This window comes from Streptomyces panacea (genome assembly GCF_040560175.1).
GTDB lineage: Bacteria > Actinomycetota > Actinomycetes > Streptomycetales > Streptomycetaceae > Streptomyces > Streptomyces panacea.
Map to the genome: position 1 here is coordinate 1 of NZ_JARJHW010000180.1, position 15,220 is coordinate 15,220.

The window sequence follows — 15,220 nt, forward strand, 5'->3', positions numbered from 1 at the left end:
GAACCGGTCCGTCGGTGAGCGCGTCGGCGACGTCCTGACGGCGCAGCCGGGTCTGCTTGGGCATGTTCCAGCCGAGTACGCCGGTGACTCGGCCCTCTCGTCGGTACCGCGCGACGAACCGCCCGGTCGACGGGTCTCCGTCCACGACGGTCATCTCGGCGTCGGCGCCTGCGGGAACGACGCCGTGCACCTGGATCTTCGTGTCGAACTGGTCGGTCCAGAAGTACGGCACGGGTGTGTACGCCCGGTCGCCGCCGAGGATGTTGGCCGCGACGACCATGGCCTGCTCGCCGGCGTTGGTCCGGTTCTCCAGCCTCAGCAGCGCGCCGAGTCGGTCGTGATGCCAGCGCGCCACGTCCCCGACGGCGTACACGCCCTCGCCCGCCCGGCAACGGGAGTCGCAGACAAGGCCGTTGTCCACCCGCAGACCGCTGTCCTGGAGCCAGTCGGTCACCGGATCGGCGCCGATCGCCACCACGACGAGGTCTGCGGGCAGCACCTCACCGTTGTCGAGACGTACCCCGGTGACGGTGCCGGCACTGCCGACCGGTCCCCGGACACCGGCGCCCGGCCGCAGGCGGATCCCGCGCGCGGTGTGCAGTGCGGCGAGCATGTCGGCGACGCCGTGGCCGAGTTGGTTCGCCATGGGCGCGTGCTGAGGTCCCGCGACGGTGACGTCGAGGCCCATGGTGCGGGCGGTGGCGGCCACCTCCGAGCCGAGCACGCCGTCTCCCACGACCACGAGTCGTGCGGCGCGGAGAAGTCCTGCGCGCAGCGCGAGCGCGTCGTCGAGGGTGCGCAGTACGTGGACCCCGGCCAGACCGGCTTGTCCGGGGAGGGTGCGGGGTCTTGTACCCGTGGCCACGACGACCGCCTCGGCACGCAGGGTGCGTCCGGACGCGGTGCGCACCGTGCGGGTAGTGGCGTCCAGGCCGACCGCCGGGTCGCCGAGGACGAACTCGGCGCCCAGCGCCGTGAGCGCTTCCCTCGGGCGCAGTTGGGCCCGGTCGGGCTGCCAGGTGCCGGCGAGTACCTGCTTCGACAGCGGTGGCCGGTCGTACGGCGCGTGTGTCTCGGCGCCGAGCACCGTCACCTTGCCGGTGAAGCCGTGGCGTCGTAGCGCTTCCACCGTGGTCAGCCCGGCGGCGGACGCGCCGACCACCAGCACGTCGGCGGCCTCTCGGGGTGTGGTGTGCGGTGTCCGGTCCACCGTCTCTGTCATCGTCGGAACTCCTCCGTCTGCGGTTCGGCGAGGAACGTAGGGTCGCAGGGGTGGCCTCGACAGCGCCCAGGGCATGAGAGGGCCAGGGCGAGGCGATCAGGGTTGAAGAGGTGGGAGAGTGAGGGGTGGTCAGGGCTGTGTGACGGGGGCCAGCCACAGCCCGACGATCGCGTCGATCAGGCCCGTCCCGGCGTCGTCCCAGTTCGACCGTGGTGTGGCGGCGCCGAGGGCGAGCGCACGCTCCCGCTCGGCGCAGATGTGCACCATCAGATGGCGGGCCATGTCACCGCGATCGGCCCGTACTTCGGCCGGCAGATCCGGCAGGCAGGTGTCGAGCCCCTGGATGATCCGGTGCAGCGAGGAAGCGGTGAGCGAGTCGTGGACCACGATCTCGCGCAGACCCGGGTCGGTCATCGCCTGGGCGGCGAACCGGGCGTACCAGGTGGGGCTGCCCAGCGCGGCGAGATGGTCGGTGATCGGGCGTACGAGACAGGCCACCCAGTCCCGTACCTCGGGGGAACCGCCGATGTCGGCGACCATCCGCTGCCGGATCTCTTCGACCGGTTCGGTGTGCTTGCGCGCGATGGCCCGTACGAGATCCGTCTTCGTACCGAAGTGGTAGCCGACGGCGGCGTTGTTGCCCTGTCCGGCCGCTTCGCTGACCTGCCGGTTGGAGACGGCGAACACTCCGTGCTCGGCGAACATGCGCTCCGCCGTGGCGAGAATCAACTCCCGCGTCGCGTCGGCGCGTTCCCCCCGGCCGGTCTTCCCTCTCACGGGCATGAGCGTACCGGCACTTTGCGCGGGATCACCCATCGCACTTCCTCGGGGTCGGCTTCGAGTACGTGATTCGAGTACGTGATCAGTTAACCGCCCCCTCTCAACTAAAGCAAGCGACTGACTTAATTTCGACGTTCACACCTCCGCCCCTACCGCCGTATTCGCGATGCCGTCCGGCATCGGAGTGGTCTCGCCCGCCGCTCGGTTATCGAGGAGCGTCCGGCGTCTATGGGTGCAGTGTCCGAAAGTCCCCGCAGCAACGTAGAAAGAGAATTCCCATGCGCATCCGCACAGCAGTCGCCGCCACCGCGCTCGCCGCCCTCACCCTCCTCGGCAGCGCCGGTGCCGCCGCCGCCACCGACCGCGGTGGCGAGCACGACCGTGGCAACAGCATCGTGAACAGCGAATTCGTCTCCACCTGGATCAACGACAGCTTCAACACCGTTGTCATCTTCGGCGACAACAACTAAGACCCCTCGTACACAGTCGTCGGCCTCCCGCGGTGATCCGCGGGGGGCCGGCGGCCGTTTCCGGGGCTGACGACCGGTCAGAGCGAGCCGGGGACCACGAACAGGCACCAGGTGACCAGCGGGCCCACGAGGGCGATCCCCAGGCCCCAGGCCATCAGGCGGCGGAAGACCAGCTCGCGCTGATCGGCGGGGGTGTTGGCGGTCACCAGCGCGCCGCTCGTGGAGAAGGGCGACGCGTCCACGATCGACGCGGATATGGCCAGTGCGGTGATGAGCCCCACGGCTCCCACCTGGCCGGTGAGCAGGAACGGGACCGCCAAGGGGATCAGCGCCCCGAGCATGCCGGTGGTCGAGGCGAAGGCCGACACCACGGCGCCGATGAGGCAGATCAGCAGGGCGCCGAGGAGTGGGGCGTCGATGCTCGCGACCCGCTCGCCGAGGAAGTCGATGGTGCCGATGCGCTCCATCTGGCTCACGTACGTGACGATGCCGCAGACCAGCAGCACGGTGGACCACGCGCACCGGTCCACGGCGCCCTTGGCCGACTTCGGGGCGACCAGGGACAGGACGACGGCGATGGTGAGCGCCATCAGGCCCACGTCCAGGTCGAAGAAGAGGGCGCCGGCGACCAGGCTGAGCAGTCCGAGGAGGGTCAGCGCGCGCGGGAGGTCGAGACGGAGGGGCTCCGGCGGCGTGGTTCCGTCGGCCGCGTCGCTCGCCTCTTTCCCGGTGCCCGTCGCGATTCGCCCGAGCAACTGCCGCCCGCCGAACAGCAGGAAGACGATGACACACAGGCCGACGTTGAACAGGAACGACGCCGTGAAGAGCAGCGCGGGGTCGCCGGGCAGATCGTTGCGTTCGACCACGTTGTTGGTGATGCTGCCGAAGACCCCGATGGGCGAGAAGCCGCCCGCGCTGGCCCCGTTGGCGATGAACAGCCCCATGAGCACCGGGCTGATGCCGTACGTCGCGGCGAATCCCAGCCCGATGGGCGCGACGATCCCGACCGCCGCGGGCGTGACCGCGCCGACCGCCGTGAGGACGGCGGTGACCAGGAACATGACCCAGGGAATGAAGGCGATCCTGCCGCGCACCGCCTTCACCGCCGCGTCGATGAGCCAGTCGACGGTGCCGTTGCTCTTCGCGATTCCGAACAGGAGGGTCACGCCGACCAGCACGACGAACAGGTCGCCGGGGAAACCGGCGAAGATGTCGTCGCTGGACTCCTCAGCCACGGTGGAGCCGACGATGAACGCCGCGACGATCGCGAGGACGCCCAGATGGACCGCGGAGAAGGTCGCGACGGCGAAGATCAGTACGAGGGCGATGATGGAGATGACTTGGTCTGACACGAGGGCTCCCTTGCCGTCGGCCGAAGGTCATGTCGTGTCACACCGGGGCACGTTGGCGCCCTGGCGCGTCGGCGCATGACGAGGGGTGCGCGCGGCACCGGAGATGCCGGGATGTGAGACGGCGCGCGAACGACTCCCCACGGTCCCGGAGCAGCCCAGGGATGGGTGAATCATTCCGCCAGACGGAAATTGATTTCCGCAGTCGGGAGTATTGAAGAGGTTTTCCGGCGGCGTCAAGGGGCCTGCGGGAACCTTTCGCGTCGGGCGGGACGGGCCCCCGTCCGGCCGGACGGTGACCGGTCGAGACGGCCCGGCCCTCGCCGTACGACGGGAACGAGGCGGCCCGGCCCTCGCCGTACGACCGCCTCGTCCTGCTCAAGTCTCCTGGTGGAACGCCCCGTTCAGCCCTGGCGCGAGTGGCCCAGCGCCGCGCTGACCTGCCGTGCCGTCTCGCTCACCAGCGCGCCGTGCGCGGCGGTCGACTCCGGGGTCATCCGGCTCGTCGGCATGTTGACGCTGATGCTCGCGACCGGCGCACCCGCCTCACCCAGCACGGGGGCCGCGACGGCGGAGACGTCGTCACGCCATTCGCCGCTGTTGGTGGCGTATCCGCGCTCCCGGATCAGCGCCAGTTCGGCGAGCACCGCGTCCCGGTCCGTGACGGTGGCGGTCGTGAACTCCTCCAGCCCCGAAGCCAGTTGACGCTCGATCACCTCGGGGGCGCTCGCGGCGAGAACGGCCTTGCCGTTCGCGGAGGCGTGGAAGGGCAGGTGCGTGCCCAGGGCCAGGATGATCCGCACCGCCTTCGACGTCTCCAGGCGCTCGATCAGCACCACCTTGTCCCCGTCCGGGACCGTCAGATGGACCGTCTCGTCGGTGCGCCTGCGCAGCTCCTCCATGATCGGCACGGCCACGTCGCGCAGACTCAGCTCCCCGGTGGCACGGCGTCCGACCTGCAACGCCTTGGTGGTCAGGACCCAGCGGGTGACCTCGCCGCCGGCCGGGCGGATCCAGCCCGCGGCGTCCAGGGTGCGCAGCGCGCGCTGCGCCGAGCTCTTGGGCAGGCCGAGGGCGCGGGCCAGGTCGGCGACGCCCACCGGCTGCCGTGCGGCGACCTCTTCCAGTACCCGAAGTGCGTTGAGAACGCTCTGCATCCGTTGACTCCCGACTGGTTGGCTCATATGCTCCGCCGTGCCATCTTACGACACACCGTGCCACATTGTGGCACGCATTTCAAGGGAGTTGGCCACCGTGACCACTCACACCGGGCGGCACTTCTTGCAGATCCCCGGCCCCACCAACGTCCCCGACCAGGTACTCCGCGCCATGTCGGCGCCGACGACGGACCATCGCGGCCCCGAATTCGCCGCGTTCACCACGAACCTGCTCGCCCGGCTCAAGCCGGTGTTCGGCACCACGGGACCCGTCGTGATCTTCCCCGGCTCCGGCACCGGAGCCTGGGAGGCCGCCCTCGTCAACACCCTCAACACCGGCGACCGTGTCCTGCACGTGGAGACCGGCCACTTCGCCACCCTCTGGCAGCGCATGGCCACCGACCTCGGTCTCTACGTCGACTTCGTGCCGGGCGACTGGCGGCACGGCGCCGACCCGGACGCCGTCGCCGAACGCCTCGCCGCCGACAGCGCCCGTACAGTCAAGGCCGTCTGCGTCGTGCACAACGAGACATCCACCGGCGTCACCAGCCGGATCGCCGAGATCAGGCAGGCGATGGACGCGACGGGACACCCGGCGCTGCTCCTTGTCGACACGATCTCCTCGCTCGGCTCCATCGACTACCGGCACGACGAATGGGGGGTCGACGTCACGGTGGCCGGCTCCCAGAAGGGGCTGATGCTCCCACCGGGCCTGAGTTTCAACGCGATCAGCGAGAAGGCCCTCGCCGCGTCCCGCACCTCTCGGCTGCGCACGTCGTACTGGGACTGGCAGCCGATCATCGAGGCGAACCGGCGCGGCTTCTTCCCGTACACCCCCGCGACCAACCTGCTGTACGGGCTCGACGAGGCGCTGCGGATGCTCGCGGCGGAGGGGCTGCCCGCGGTCTTCGCCCGGCACGACCGCCATGCGGCCGCCACTCGAACCGCCGTGCGGGGATGGGGACTTGAGGTGCTGTGCGCGGACGACCGCGAACACTCCTCCGCGCTCACCGCCGTCCTGGTGCCCGACGGCGTGGACGCCGACAAGGTACGGGAGATCATCCTGGACCGGTTCGACATGTCCCTGGGCGCCGGGCTCGGCAGACTCGCCGGACAGATCTTCCGGATAGGTCACCTGGGGCACTTCAACGACCTGACGCTCGCGGGCACGCTCGCCGGGGTGCAGATGGGTCTTCAACTGGCAGGCGTACGTATCGATCCGAGCGGGCTCAACGCGGCGCTGGACGTCCTGAGCGCGGGCTGAACACCGAGGAGGTTGCCGAGCATGACCGTCACCAGGGGCGAGCGCCCCACCCATGAGAGCGCGGAGAGCCGGGAGTCGGCCCGGGCGCTACAGCGGGACCTCGACAGGGATCTCGACGGAGAGGCCCAATTCGACGACTACACACGGCAGTTGTTCGCACGGGACGCGAGCATGTACGCGATCACCCCGCTCGGGGTGGTCTTCCCCCGGCACGCCGACGACGTCGCCGCGGCGGTCGCCGCCGCCGCTGCCCACCAGGTGTCGGTGGTGCCGCGCGGCGCCGGGACGAGCCTGGCCGGCCAGACCGTCGGGCCCGGACTGGTCCTGGACCTGTCCCGGCACATGAACCGCGTCGTGGAGCTGGACCCCGGCAGCGGTACGGCGCTGGTGGAGGCCGGAGTCGTACAGGACCAGCTCAACCGCGCCGCGAGCCCCTGGGGGCTGATGTTCGGCCCGGACACCTCGACCAGCAACCGGGCCACCATCGGCGGAATGATCGGCAACAACTCGGCCGGCAGCGGATCGGTGCGCCACGGCATGACCATCGACCACGTCCGCGAACTCGACGTGGTGCTCTCGGACGCGAGCCGGATCCGGCTGGACCGCGTCGAGGAGGCCGAGCGCGCGCACCGGGCCACGCGGACCACCCTGGAGGGCGCGCTCTACCGGGAGTTGCCCGAGATCGTACGGGCCAACTCGACGGCCATCGCCGAGGGCTTCCCGGCCCACTGGCGCCGCGCCTGCGGCTACCGGCTGGACCGGCTGGCGCGCGAGGACACCGTCTTCGATCTGGCCAAGTTCGTCGTCGGTTCGGAAGGGACACTGGCCGTCGCGACCAGCGCGCTGGTCGATCTGGTGCCCAAGCCGGGCCGTACGGTGATCGCCGTCGGCCACTTCACCTCCGTCGCCGGAGCCATCGACGCGACACAGGACGCGCTGGCCTGCGACCCGGCCGCGGTGGAGCTGATGGACCGTACGATCCTCGACCTGTCGCGCCGCAAGATCGAGTACGCGGCGCTGGGCGACCTGCTGAGCGGAGATCCCGAGGCCCTGCTCTTCGTCTCCTTCAGCGGTGACGACGAGGGCGAGTTGCTGGGGCAGTTGAAGCGGCTCACGGCTCTGTGGTCCCGGCACGGGCACGGATATCACACCCTGCGAGCGGTCACCCCGGCACAGCAGGCCTCCCTGCTGAAGGTCCGCAAGGCCGGGCTCGGCCTGCTGATGGCGGCCAGCGAGGGCACGCGGCGTCCGCTGGCGTTCGTCGAGGACACCGCGGTCGATCCCGTCCATCTCGCCGACTACACAAGGAGGTTCAAGGAAGTCCTCGACCGGCACGGGATGACGGCCGGTTTCTACGGGCACTGCTCGGTCGGCTGTCTGCACATCCGGCCGTATCTCGACCTCGCCGACCCGGCGGACGTGGTCAGGATGCGAAGCGTCGCGGAGGAGATCAAGGATCTCGTCGCCGAGTACGGCGGCGTCAACTCCAGTGAGCACGGCGACGGGCTGGCGCGCAGCGAGTTCAACCGGGAGATCTTCGGCGACGCGCTGTACGAGGCGATGCGGCAGGTCAAGAAAGTCTTCGACCCGAACGACGTACTCAACCCCGGCAAGATCGTGGACGCGCGGCCGATGACGGAGAATCTGCGGGACGCGGCGCTGACACCCGCCGAGCCGCTGCGTACCCGGCTCTCCTTCGAGGTCATCGGCGCGGGAGCGGGCCCCGGCTCGGGCGGCGACCCGGGCGGCGGCACGGGCGCCATGCGCGCGGCGGCGGACCGGTGCATGAACATCGGCCTGTGCCGCAAGTCCGGCAGCGGCACCATGTGCCCGTCGTACATGGCCACCCGCAAGGAGGAGGACTCCACCCGCGGCCGGGCCGCGGCCCTCGTCAAGGCCCTGTCCGAACCGGACCCGCGCGCCGCGCTCGGGGACGAGCGGCTGCACGAGGTCCTGGACCTGTGCCTGATGTGCAAGGCGTGCAAGAGCGAATGCCCCCTCGGCGTCGACATGGCGACCCTCAAGAGCGAGGCGCTCTCGCACCACCACGACATCCATGGAGTGCCGCTGCGCTCCCGCCTGTTCGGATCGATCCGGTTCCTGAACCGGCTGGGCTCGGCGACCGCGCCGCTGTCCAATCTGCCGGGACGCCTCCCGCTGGTGCGCCGGCTGATGGACCGTACGGTGGGCATCGCCCCGGCGCGACCGCTGCCCGTCTTCGTACGCCAGAACCTGCTGCGCTGGTTCCGGCGCCGTAACGCCACCGCGCATCCGGTCACCCAGGGCACCGTCACCTATCTCGCCGACTCCTTCACCACCTTCACCGAGCCGGACATCGGCCGGGCGGCCGTCCAACTGCTGGAGCGGGCGGGGTGGGACGTACGGCTGGAGAGCGGCGTCTGCTGCGGCAGGTCGAGTCTCTCCAAGGGCCTGGTGGACGACGCGAAGAACAAGGCCCGCCATCTGGCGGACACCCTGAGCGGGTCGACGGAAGCCGGCTCGCCGGTCGTGGGCTGCGAGCCCTCGTGCCTGATGACACTGCGCGACGAGCACCTGTCCCTGCTGCCGGACGACCCGGCGGTCAAGGACATCGCGGGGAGGGTGCGCCAGGTCGAGGAGTTGCTCGTCGAGGCGATCGACGACGGGCGGCTGCGACCGCGCGAGGACTCCTGGCTCGCCGGGCGCACGCTGGTCTACCACGGCCACTGCCACCAGAAGGCGGAGGTGGGCACGGCCGCGACCGTCGCGCTGCTGAACCGTATCCCTGGTGTGTCGGTGGTCGAACTGGACGCCGGATGCTGCGGGATGGCCGGGTCCTTCGGCTTCGAGTCGGAGCACTACGACGTGTCGATGACGGTGGGCGAGGACCGTCTCTTCCCCGCGATCACGGCCGAACCGCCGGACACGGTGGTGGTCGCCACGGGGGTCTCCTGCCGCCAGCAGATCTTCCACGGCACGGCGCGCGACGCCTGGCATCCCGTCCAGCTGCTGTGGGAGGCGGTGACGTCCGACTGAGCCCGGCCGTCGACGGGCGGGAGTCGCCCGTCGACGGCGTACGGGAGGAGCGCGGGTGGCGAGGGGCGCGGCCCGGCGTCAGGCCGCGTAGTCGTGAGGCGCGTAGTCGTGGGGCGCGTACGTCAGATAGCCCGCGTCACCGCCCTGGTAGTACGTGGCCTCGTCGACGGGGGCGATGGGCAGTCCGCCGCGCAGCCGTTCGACCAGGTCGGGGTTGGCAACGAAGGCGCGGCCGAAGCTGATGAGGTCGGCGCCCAGCCCGAGCCAGCGGTCGGCGTCGTCCCTGCCGGTCTGCTTCGGTCCCATCGGGAGCGTGGGGTTCATGACGAGGGTGCCCGGCCACGCCCGACGCAGGGCGACCAGTATCTCGTCGTCGGCCGTGGCCTCGATGTGGATGTAGGCCAGGTCGAGTTGGGCCAGCTCGCTCAGCAGCGCGTCGTACAGCTCGGGGACGTCGGTCTCCTCAACTCCCCAGAAGGTGCCGCCCGGTGAGAGCCGGATGCCGGTCCGCTGTCCGCCGATCGCGTCGGCGGTGGCGGCCACGGCCTCGACGGCGAATCGGATCCGATGGCCGATCGGGCCTCCGTAGGCGTCGTTACGCAGGTTGGCGTTGGAGGAGAGGAACTGCGAGATCAAGTAGCCGTTGGCGCCGTGCAGTTCGACGCCGTCGAAGCCGGCGTCGGTGGCTCGGCGGGCGGCCTGGGCGTACGACAGGGCGTGCTCGGGCACTTCGGCGGTGTCCAGGGCGCGCGGCATCGGGGCGGGCTGGGGCCCGGTCGGGGTGAACACGTCGCCGACGGCGGCGACGGCGGAGGGTCCGACCGGTCGCGTGCCGATGGTCTCGGGGTGCGAGACCCGCCCACCGTGCATGAGCTGGGCGAAGATCCGTCCGCCGTTGGTGTGGACGGCGTCGGTCACGGGGCGCCACGCGGCGACCTGCTCGTCGGTGTGGAGTCCGGGAGTCCCCGGGTTCGACTGCCCGATCGCGCTCGGCTGCACCCCTTCGCTCACGATCAGCCCGGCCGTGGCCCGCTGCGCGTAGTAGGCCGCCATCGACGGCGTCGCCAGGCCGCCGGCCGCTGCCCGGACCCGGGTCATCGGGGCCATGACCACCCGGTTGGGCAGTGTGAGGCCGCCGAGCCGGTAACTGGAGAAGAGGGACGTCACGTCAGGACTCCTTCGTGATCCGCGGTGTCCGGACCTCGGACACTGCGGCTACGCTAAAACCTCACATGGACGTCAGAGGCAAGCCCTGTGACGCAGGACACAGCCGGGAGGGTCTTGTGCGGATCGGTGAACTCGCCTCACGTACCGGAGTCAGCGTCAGATCGCTGCGCTACTACGAGGAGCAGGGCCTGCTCGCCAGTTCCCGCAGCCCCAGCGGGCAGCGGCACTACACGGACAGCGAGGCCGAGAGGGTCGCGTTCATCCAGCGGCTGTACGCGGCCGGGCTCTCCAGCCGGACCATCGCCGCGCTGCTGCCCTGCGTCGAACGGCCCAGCGAGCAGAACTCCGACGCCGCGATGGAGCGGATGGCCGAGGAACGCGACCGGCTCTCCGAGCACATCGCCGACCTCATGCGTACCAGGGAGGCACTCGACGAGCTGATGACCACGGCCCGGGACCATCGCGAGTCGCTGCGAGCGGGCACGGCCGCCCTCGATCACCGGGCGGCCTGAGTCGGCCCGTACCCTTTCGTGGTACGGACAGGCCGTCGTCGTGTTTCGGCATGGGCACAGGCGGGGGCGTCAAGGCCGGTGTTCTTCCGCGTCCCGCGTGGAAGCAGGGGCCGGGTCGACCGGTGCGGTCCGTTCGTCCGCTTCGGCCGCTTCCGTCACTTCGGCCGCTTCGGTAGTGATGACGACCACCTGGTCCTCCGGGCTCCACGCGCGTCGCTCGCCCTTGTGGGGGTTGAGCCGGACCCCGTGGTCCGGTGCCGTCGTCCGCCGGTCGTGACGGCGGTAGCCGATGGCGCACTCGCCCCGATCGCGTGCGGCGGCCACGACGGTGGCGAAGGTGGCCTCGACGCCCGGACGGACATAGGTCCCGGCGGGCCGCAGGCAGATCATGCTGCCGTCGGCGGAGAACAACTCGTCGAACACGGCCGCCAGATGCCGGTTCTGCGCGATCTGCGCCATGAGCAGTCCGGTCAGCTCTCCGCTGACGATGACGTCGGAGCCGGGGTTGACGGGTGCCAAGGGGCGGTTGCGGTCGTCGGTGAGTTCGCTGACCACGCGTAACTCCCGTCCTCCCGTGCGTTCTTCCAGCAGCCGCAGGGCCAGCAGGGTGACCAGCGTCCAGTCGTCGGGGCGGTCCGGCCCCTCGCGCGGGTCGGGGCCGAGGACGACCAGGCCGTCGTACGGGGTGAGGTCGAGCCCGAGCAGGGTCTCGGGCCGCGACAGGGCGGCGGACCGGAACCGTACGGTCAGCCGGGCCCCGGCAGCCGGCTCCCGCGCCGATTCCGATTCCGATTCCGGCTCCGGCTCCCGTGGGCCGGGCACCGCCCTGTCCGTCACCACGTCCAGTACGGAACCCGGCCGGGCCGTCCGCCGTAACTGCCCCACAACGAGCGGCGCCCGCCGGTTCCAGCCGAGCATCAGCAGATGTGCGGGCTCCTCCGCCGCCGGCCGGTCCGCGGCGATCGCCGACGGGTCGACGAGATGCCGGCAGTCCGCCGGCCGTGCCGAGCCCTCGTCGCGGGTGAGGACGATCAGCCGGCTCCCCGGTGCGACGACGGTGTCGGCGAGCGGATTCAGCAGCGTACGCCCCTGGGGGGTGAGCAGCCCGACCACGCAGGAGTCGGCATGGCCCAGCAGCGCCGCGCCGAAGGGACCGCCGTGGAAGGCGGTCGCGTCGGTGACGTGGAACTCGTCGCCGGCGAAGTCGAGCAGGTCGCGCAGGACGAGGGAGAGACCGGGGCGGCCGACGCACTGCGCGATGAGCCGGGCCGTGACCGTGTCGGTCTCCAGGACCGTACCGCGCGGTCCCGCGGCCAGCCGGGCGGGCGCGCGGTAGTGGTCGTCCCGCACCGCCGCCAGCACCGGCGGCCCGTCGGGCGCCTCGCCGATGACGGCTCGCAGCGCGAGCAGGATCCGCAGAATCTCGGCGTCCGCGCCCGGTCCCCCGGACGGCAGCACCAGCACGGTGCTCGCCGTGCGCGGGCTGACCAGCGCGAGTACGGCGGGGTCGCTCGCGGGACCGCTGCGGCAGATGAGGCGGGCACGTCCGACCGGACCGGCATGGGCCGCCAGCGCCCGTTCCATCTCGGTCTTGTCCCGGTCGGCGAGCAGGACGACCGCTCGCGGCCGGCGCGCGGTCCGCCCGGCCCGCTCGGCCTGGGCGGCGACCAACTCGGCCACCACCGTGGTCACTTGGTCCGACCAGCCGAGTACGACGACATGCCCCTGCTCCAGGACCGTCGACCGCCCACGGCTCAACTCCGCCATCCGCTCGGCCAGGCTGTTGGTGATCACCCCGACGAGAGTCGAGACGCACAGCAGGGCGACCAGCCCGAGAAGGGCGGACAGCATCATGCGCAGCGGTGTGCCGGTCATCGCGCCCAGGCGCAGCGTCTCCGCGCTCGTACGCCACGCCGCCGTCAGCCGGCCGGACAGCGATCGAGGTGAGCCGGGGTCCGTCCACGCCAGCAGCGCGCTCACCGGGACGACGACGGCCAGGCAGGTGATCACCAGCCAGCCCATCAGGGTGCCGGTGCTGCGGGCCAGCGTGCGGTCGAACCGGTAACCCGCCCTGTCCCGAAGCGAGACCGGCCGCCGTGTCCTGTCCCGTGCCATTCCCGGCCCCCTTCCCCCATGCCCTGTGCGGCGGTTACGGCGCAGGTCCGCCCGCCTCCGCACAGTGCTGCCTCCGGCACCGGAACACGCCGTATTCGGCGGCCGGTTCACCCTTTCGGGCAGGCGCGCATCGGGCAGGCGTCAGCGACGGGACCGATGTGTGCCTGGGGTGTGCCCGAAGGTGCGGCGGAGGACATCGCTGAAGGCGCCGGCCGACGACCAGCCGCTCGGCCGGCCCCGTCATCGGGACGGTCGCCGACGCGACATCGCTGCGTGGGGCCCCGACACCACTGATCCTGATGCCCGCGCCGAGCCGGCCGCTGTTCCGTACCCTGCCCGAACCCGGTGCGCCGAGGCCCGCGGCGACGGCGCGGCGGACCGCCGAGGCCCGGTCACAGCCCGGGGGCACCCCAGACGGGGAACCAGCGGGCGAGGTCCGACTCGATCCGCAGGTCGTCGCCGAGGACCGCTCTGACCTGTAGCTCCCGCTGGTTGTCCCGCTTCTCGCCGGCACCGGGCAGCGGTGCGAAGGGGTAGAAGGTGCCGCGCTTGTAGAGGTAGACGAGGGCGAGCGGCCGCTGCTCCGCGTCCCGGAAACTGATCAGTGAGCAGAGGAGCTGCGGGCCGAACCCACCGTCCTGGAGAAGAGTGTTGACCGCGTGCAGATCGTTGACCAGCGTGGCCGTGTCGCCGGGCGCCTGTCGGGCGAGCAGCCAGGTGTAGCCGTACGAATCCTGGCTGAACTCCACGGGGTGGCTGTCTTCGCCGGTGTCCGCGTCGAGCAGTTCCTGTACGTCCTGTCTGATCCGGGCGAAGCCACCGCCCTCGACGCCGGCGAAACAGACCGAGCCGAGGCCGGTGGGTGTGTAGCCGGCCCCGGCCTGGAGGGTGAGTGCGGCGGACGGGAGGGCGAAAAGCTGGTCGAGATCGGGGCGGACCGGTTTGCTCCGGCCGAGGATGGTGTCGAGTAGGCCCACGGGACCAGCTCCTCACGGTGACGATCGGACGAACACGGGTTCACGGGAACGGGTTCACGGGAACGGGTTCACGGGCGGGCGAGCTCGGCGGACATGCGGCCCAGCTGGTCCAGCCGCTGCTCCAGTGTCGGGTGGGAGGAGAGCAGCCGCCCCAGGCTCTCGCCGGAGGAGAAGGCCGGCACGAAGAAGAAGGCGTTGTACGGCTCCGCCTTCCGCAGGTCCCTCGTCGGGATCCGCGCCATCTGGCTGTCCACCTTGGTCAGCGCGGAGGCGAGTGCCGAGGGCCGTCCGGTGAGCAGCGCCGCCGTACGGTCGGCGGACAGCTCGCGATAGCGGGAGAGCAGCCGCGTGAGCAGGAAGCCGACCGCGTACACCACCGCGCTGACCAGCGGAATCACCAGGATCGCGAGACCCAGGGGGCCGGAGTTGCCGGCGCTCCTCGACAGCCCGCTGTAGAGCGCGAAGCGGGTCAGCAGGCCCGCCAGCACACCCAGGAACGACGCGATGGTCATGACGGCGACATCACGGTGCGCGACGTGCGACATCTCGTGGGCGAGGACGCCCTCCAGCTCCTCCGGTTCCAGTCTGCGGAGCAGTCCGGTGGTGGCGCAGATCAGTGCGCTGCGTTCGCTACGGCCGGTGGCGAAGGCGTTCGGTATGTCACTGTCCGAGATCGCCACCTTGGGTTTGGGCATATCGGCCAGTGCGCAGATACGGTCCACCGCGCCGTGCAGCTCGGGTGCCTGCTCGGGGGTGACCTCGTGCGCGCCCATGCCGAAGGCGGCGATCTTGTCGCTGAACCAGAACTGGGCGACGAAAAGCACCCCGACGAGGATCAGGATCACCGGCCAGAACTTCCCCAGCACGGCCAGCAGCACACCGACCAGGACCACGTACAGCAGGCCGATCAGGAACATGGTCGTCACCATGCGGGTGGTCAGACCGCGGTCCTTGGTATAGCGGGTTCGTGTCATCGCTCGCCTCCGTCGGTTCTCTACTCCTGCCATTTTCCTCCACATCTCGGCAAAACGGCGTAAACGGAATGTATGGACCACAGGGGACGCACCTCGCCGCGTTGTCGGAGTCGGCCGAGTACGCCCGGTACGAGACCGATCCTCCGCCTTGCGACGCACCGCACCAGACGCCGCGGGCCCCGCCCTGCGGGCGGACGGCGCTACTTCGAAGACACGAC

12 protein-coding genes are annotated in these 15,220 nt (G+C 70.8%); 4 read left to right on the top strand and 8 right to left on the bottom strand.

Annotated features, from left to right (window positions below; translation table 11 throughout):
* Window positions 1–1,222, bottom strand: a 1,222-nt coding sequence (locus P3L51_RS29645) for an NAD(P)/FAD-dependent oxidoreductase (RefSeq protein WP_354608402.1), incomplete at its 3' end; no start/stop codon positions are given.
* Window positions 1,223–1,351: 129 nt separating this feature from the next.
* Window positions 1,352–1,999 (bottom strand): TetR/AcrR family transcriptional regulator, encoded by a 648-nt coding sequence (locus tag P3L51_RS29650; RefSeq protein ID WP_354608403.1) that lies wholly within the window; start codon window positions 1,997–1,999, stop codon window positions 1,352–1,354.
* 281 nt (window positions 2,000–2,280) lie between these two features.
* Between P3L51_RS29650 and P3L51_RS29655 the strand changes: the two genes are divergently transcribed.
* Entirely contained in the window at window positions 2,281–2,472 is a 192-nt protein-coding gene (locus P3L51_RS29655) for a hypothetical protein (protein ID WP_354608404.1), read from the top strand.
* Window positions 2,473–2,549: 77 nt separating this feature from the next.
* On the opposite strand, the gene P3L51_RS29660 is transcribed toward P3L51_RS29655, so the two are convergent.
* Window positions 2,550–3,824, bottom strand: coding sequence for an SLC13 family permease (locus P3L51_RS29660; protein ID WP_354608405.1), 1,275 nt, complete (start codon window positions 3,822–3,824; stop codon window positions 2,550–2,552).
* 401 nt (window positions 3,825–4,225) lie between these two features.
* Complete coding sequence (locus P3L51_RS29665) at window positions 4,226–4,978, bottom strand: IclR family transcriptional regulator (protein WP_354608406.1); 753 nt, start codon at window positions 4,976–4,978, stop codon at window positions 4,226–4,228.
* Between the two features lie 97 nt (window positions 4,979–5,075).
* Between P3L51_RS29665 and P3L51_RS29670 the strand changes: the two genes are divergently transcribed.
* Both P3L51_RS29670 and P3L51_RS29675 read left to right on the top strand, forming a co-directional pair.
* Complete coding sequence (locus P3L51_RS29670) at window positions 5,076–6,242, top strand: pyridoxal-phosphate-dependent aminotransferase family protein (RefSeq protein WP_354608407.1); 1,167 nt, start codon at window positions 5,076–5,078, stop codon at window positions 6,240–6,242.
* 21 nt (window positions 6,243–6,263) lie between these two features.
* Window positions 6,264–9,257: an FAD-binding and (Fe-S)-binding domain-containing protein gene (locus P3L51_RS29675; protein ID WP_354608408.1), complete on the top strand. Its 2,994-nt coding sequence runs from the start codon at window positions 6,264–6,266 to the stop codon at window positions 9,255–9,257.
* A gap of 78 nt (window positions 9,258–9,335) precedes the next feature.
* Here the strand turns inward: P3L51_RS29675 and P3L51_RS29680 are convergent, their stop codons facing one another.
* Window positions 9,336–10,424, bottom strand: a complete 1,089-nt coding sequence (locus tag P3L51_RS29680) for an alkene reductase (RefSeq protein ID WP_354608409.1) — start codon at window positions 10,422–10,424, stop codon at window positions 9,336–9,338.
* Between the two features lie 116 nt (window positions 10,425–10,540).
* Between P3L51_RS29680 and P3L51_RS29685 the strand changes: the two genes are divergently transcribed.
* Complete coding sequence (locus P3L51_RS29685; protein ID WP_354608410.1) at window positions 10,541–10,936, top strand: MerR family transcriptional regulator; 396 nt, start codon at window positions 10,541–10,543, stop codon at window positions 10,934–10,936.
* 69 nt (window positions 10,937–11,005) lie between these two features.
* Here P3L51_RS29685 and P3L51_RS29690 read toward each other — a convergent pair whose 3' ends face one another.
* The 3 genes from P3L51_RS29690 to htpX form a co-directional block, all read right to left on the bottom strand.
* Complete coding sequence (locus P3L51_RS29690; RefSeq protein WP_354608411.1) at window positions 11,006–13,051, bottom strand: CASTOR/POLLUX-related putative ion channel; 2,046 nt, start codon at window positions 13,049–13,051, stop codon at window positions 11,006–11,008.
* Window positions 13,052–13,443: 392 nt separating this feature from the next.
* Window positions 13,444–14,028 (bottom strand): PspA-associated protein PspAB, encoded by a 585-nt coding sequence (gene pspAB / locus P3L51_RS29695; protein ID WP_354608412.1) that lies wholly within the window; start codon window positions 14,026–14,028, stop codon window positions 13,444–13,446.
* Window positions 14,029–14,096: 68 nt separating this feature from the next.
* Window positions 14,097–15,002: a zinc metalloprotease HtpX gene (htpX, locus tag P3L51_RS29700; protein ID WP_354608413.1), complete on the bottom strand. Its 906-nt coding sequence runs from the start codon at window positions 15,000–15,002 to the stop codon at window positions 14,097–14,099.
* Between the last annotated feature and the right edge of the window lie 218 nt (window positions 15,003–15,220).

What these genes read in the sequence shown, in the direction of transcription:
- P3L51_RS29655 (WP_354608404.1), top strand. Translation starts at nt 2,281, where the DNA reads ATGCGCATCCGCACAGCAGTCGCCGCCACCGCGCTCGCCGCCCTCACC.
- P3L51_RS29665 (WP_354608406.1), bottom strand. Translation starts at nt 4,978, where the DNA reads ATGCAGAGCGTTCTCAACGCACTTCGGGTACTGGAAGAGGTCGCCGCA.
- P3L51_RS29675 (WP_354608408.1), top strand. Translation starts at nt 6,264, where the DNA reads ATGACCGTCACCAGGGGCGAGCGCCCCACCCATGAGAGCGCGGAGAGC.
- P3L51_RS29690 (WP_354608411.1), bottom strand. Translation starts at nt 13,051, where the DNA reads ATGGCACGGGACAGGACACGGCGGCCGGTCTCGCTTCGGGACAGGGCG.
- htpX (WP_354608413.1), bottom strand. Translation starts at nt 15,002, where the DNA reads ATGACACGAACCCGCTATACCAAGGACCGCGGTCTGACCACCCGCATG.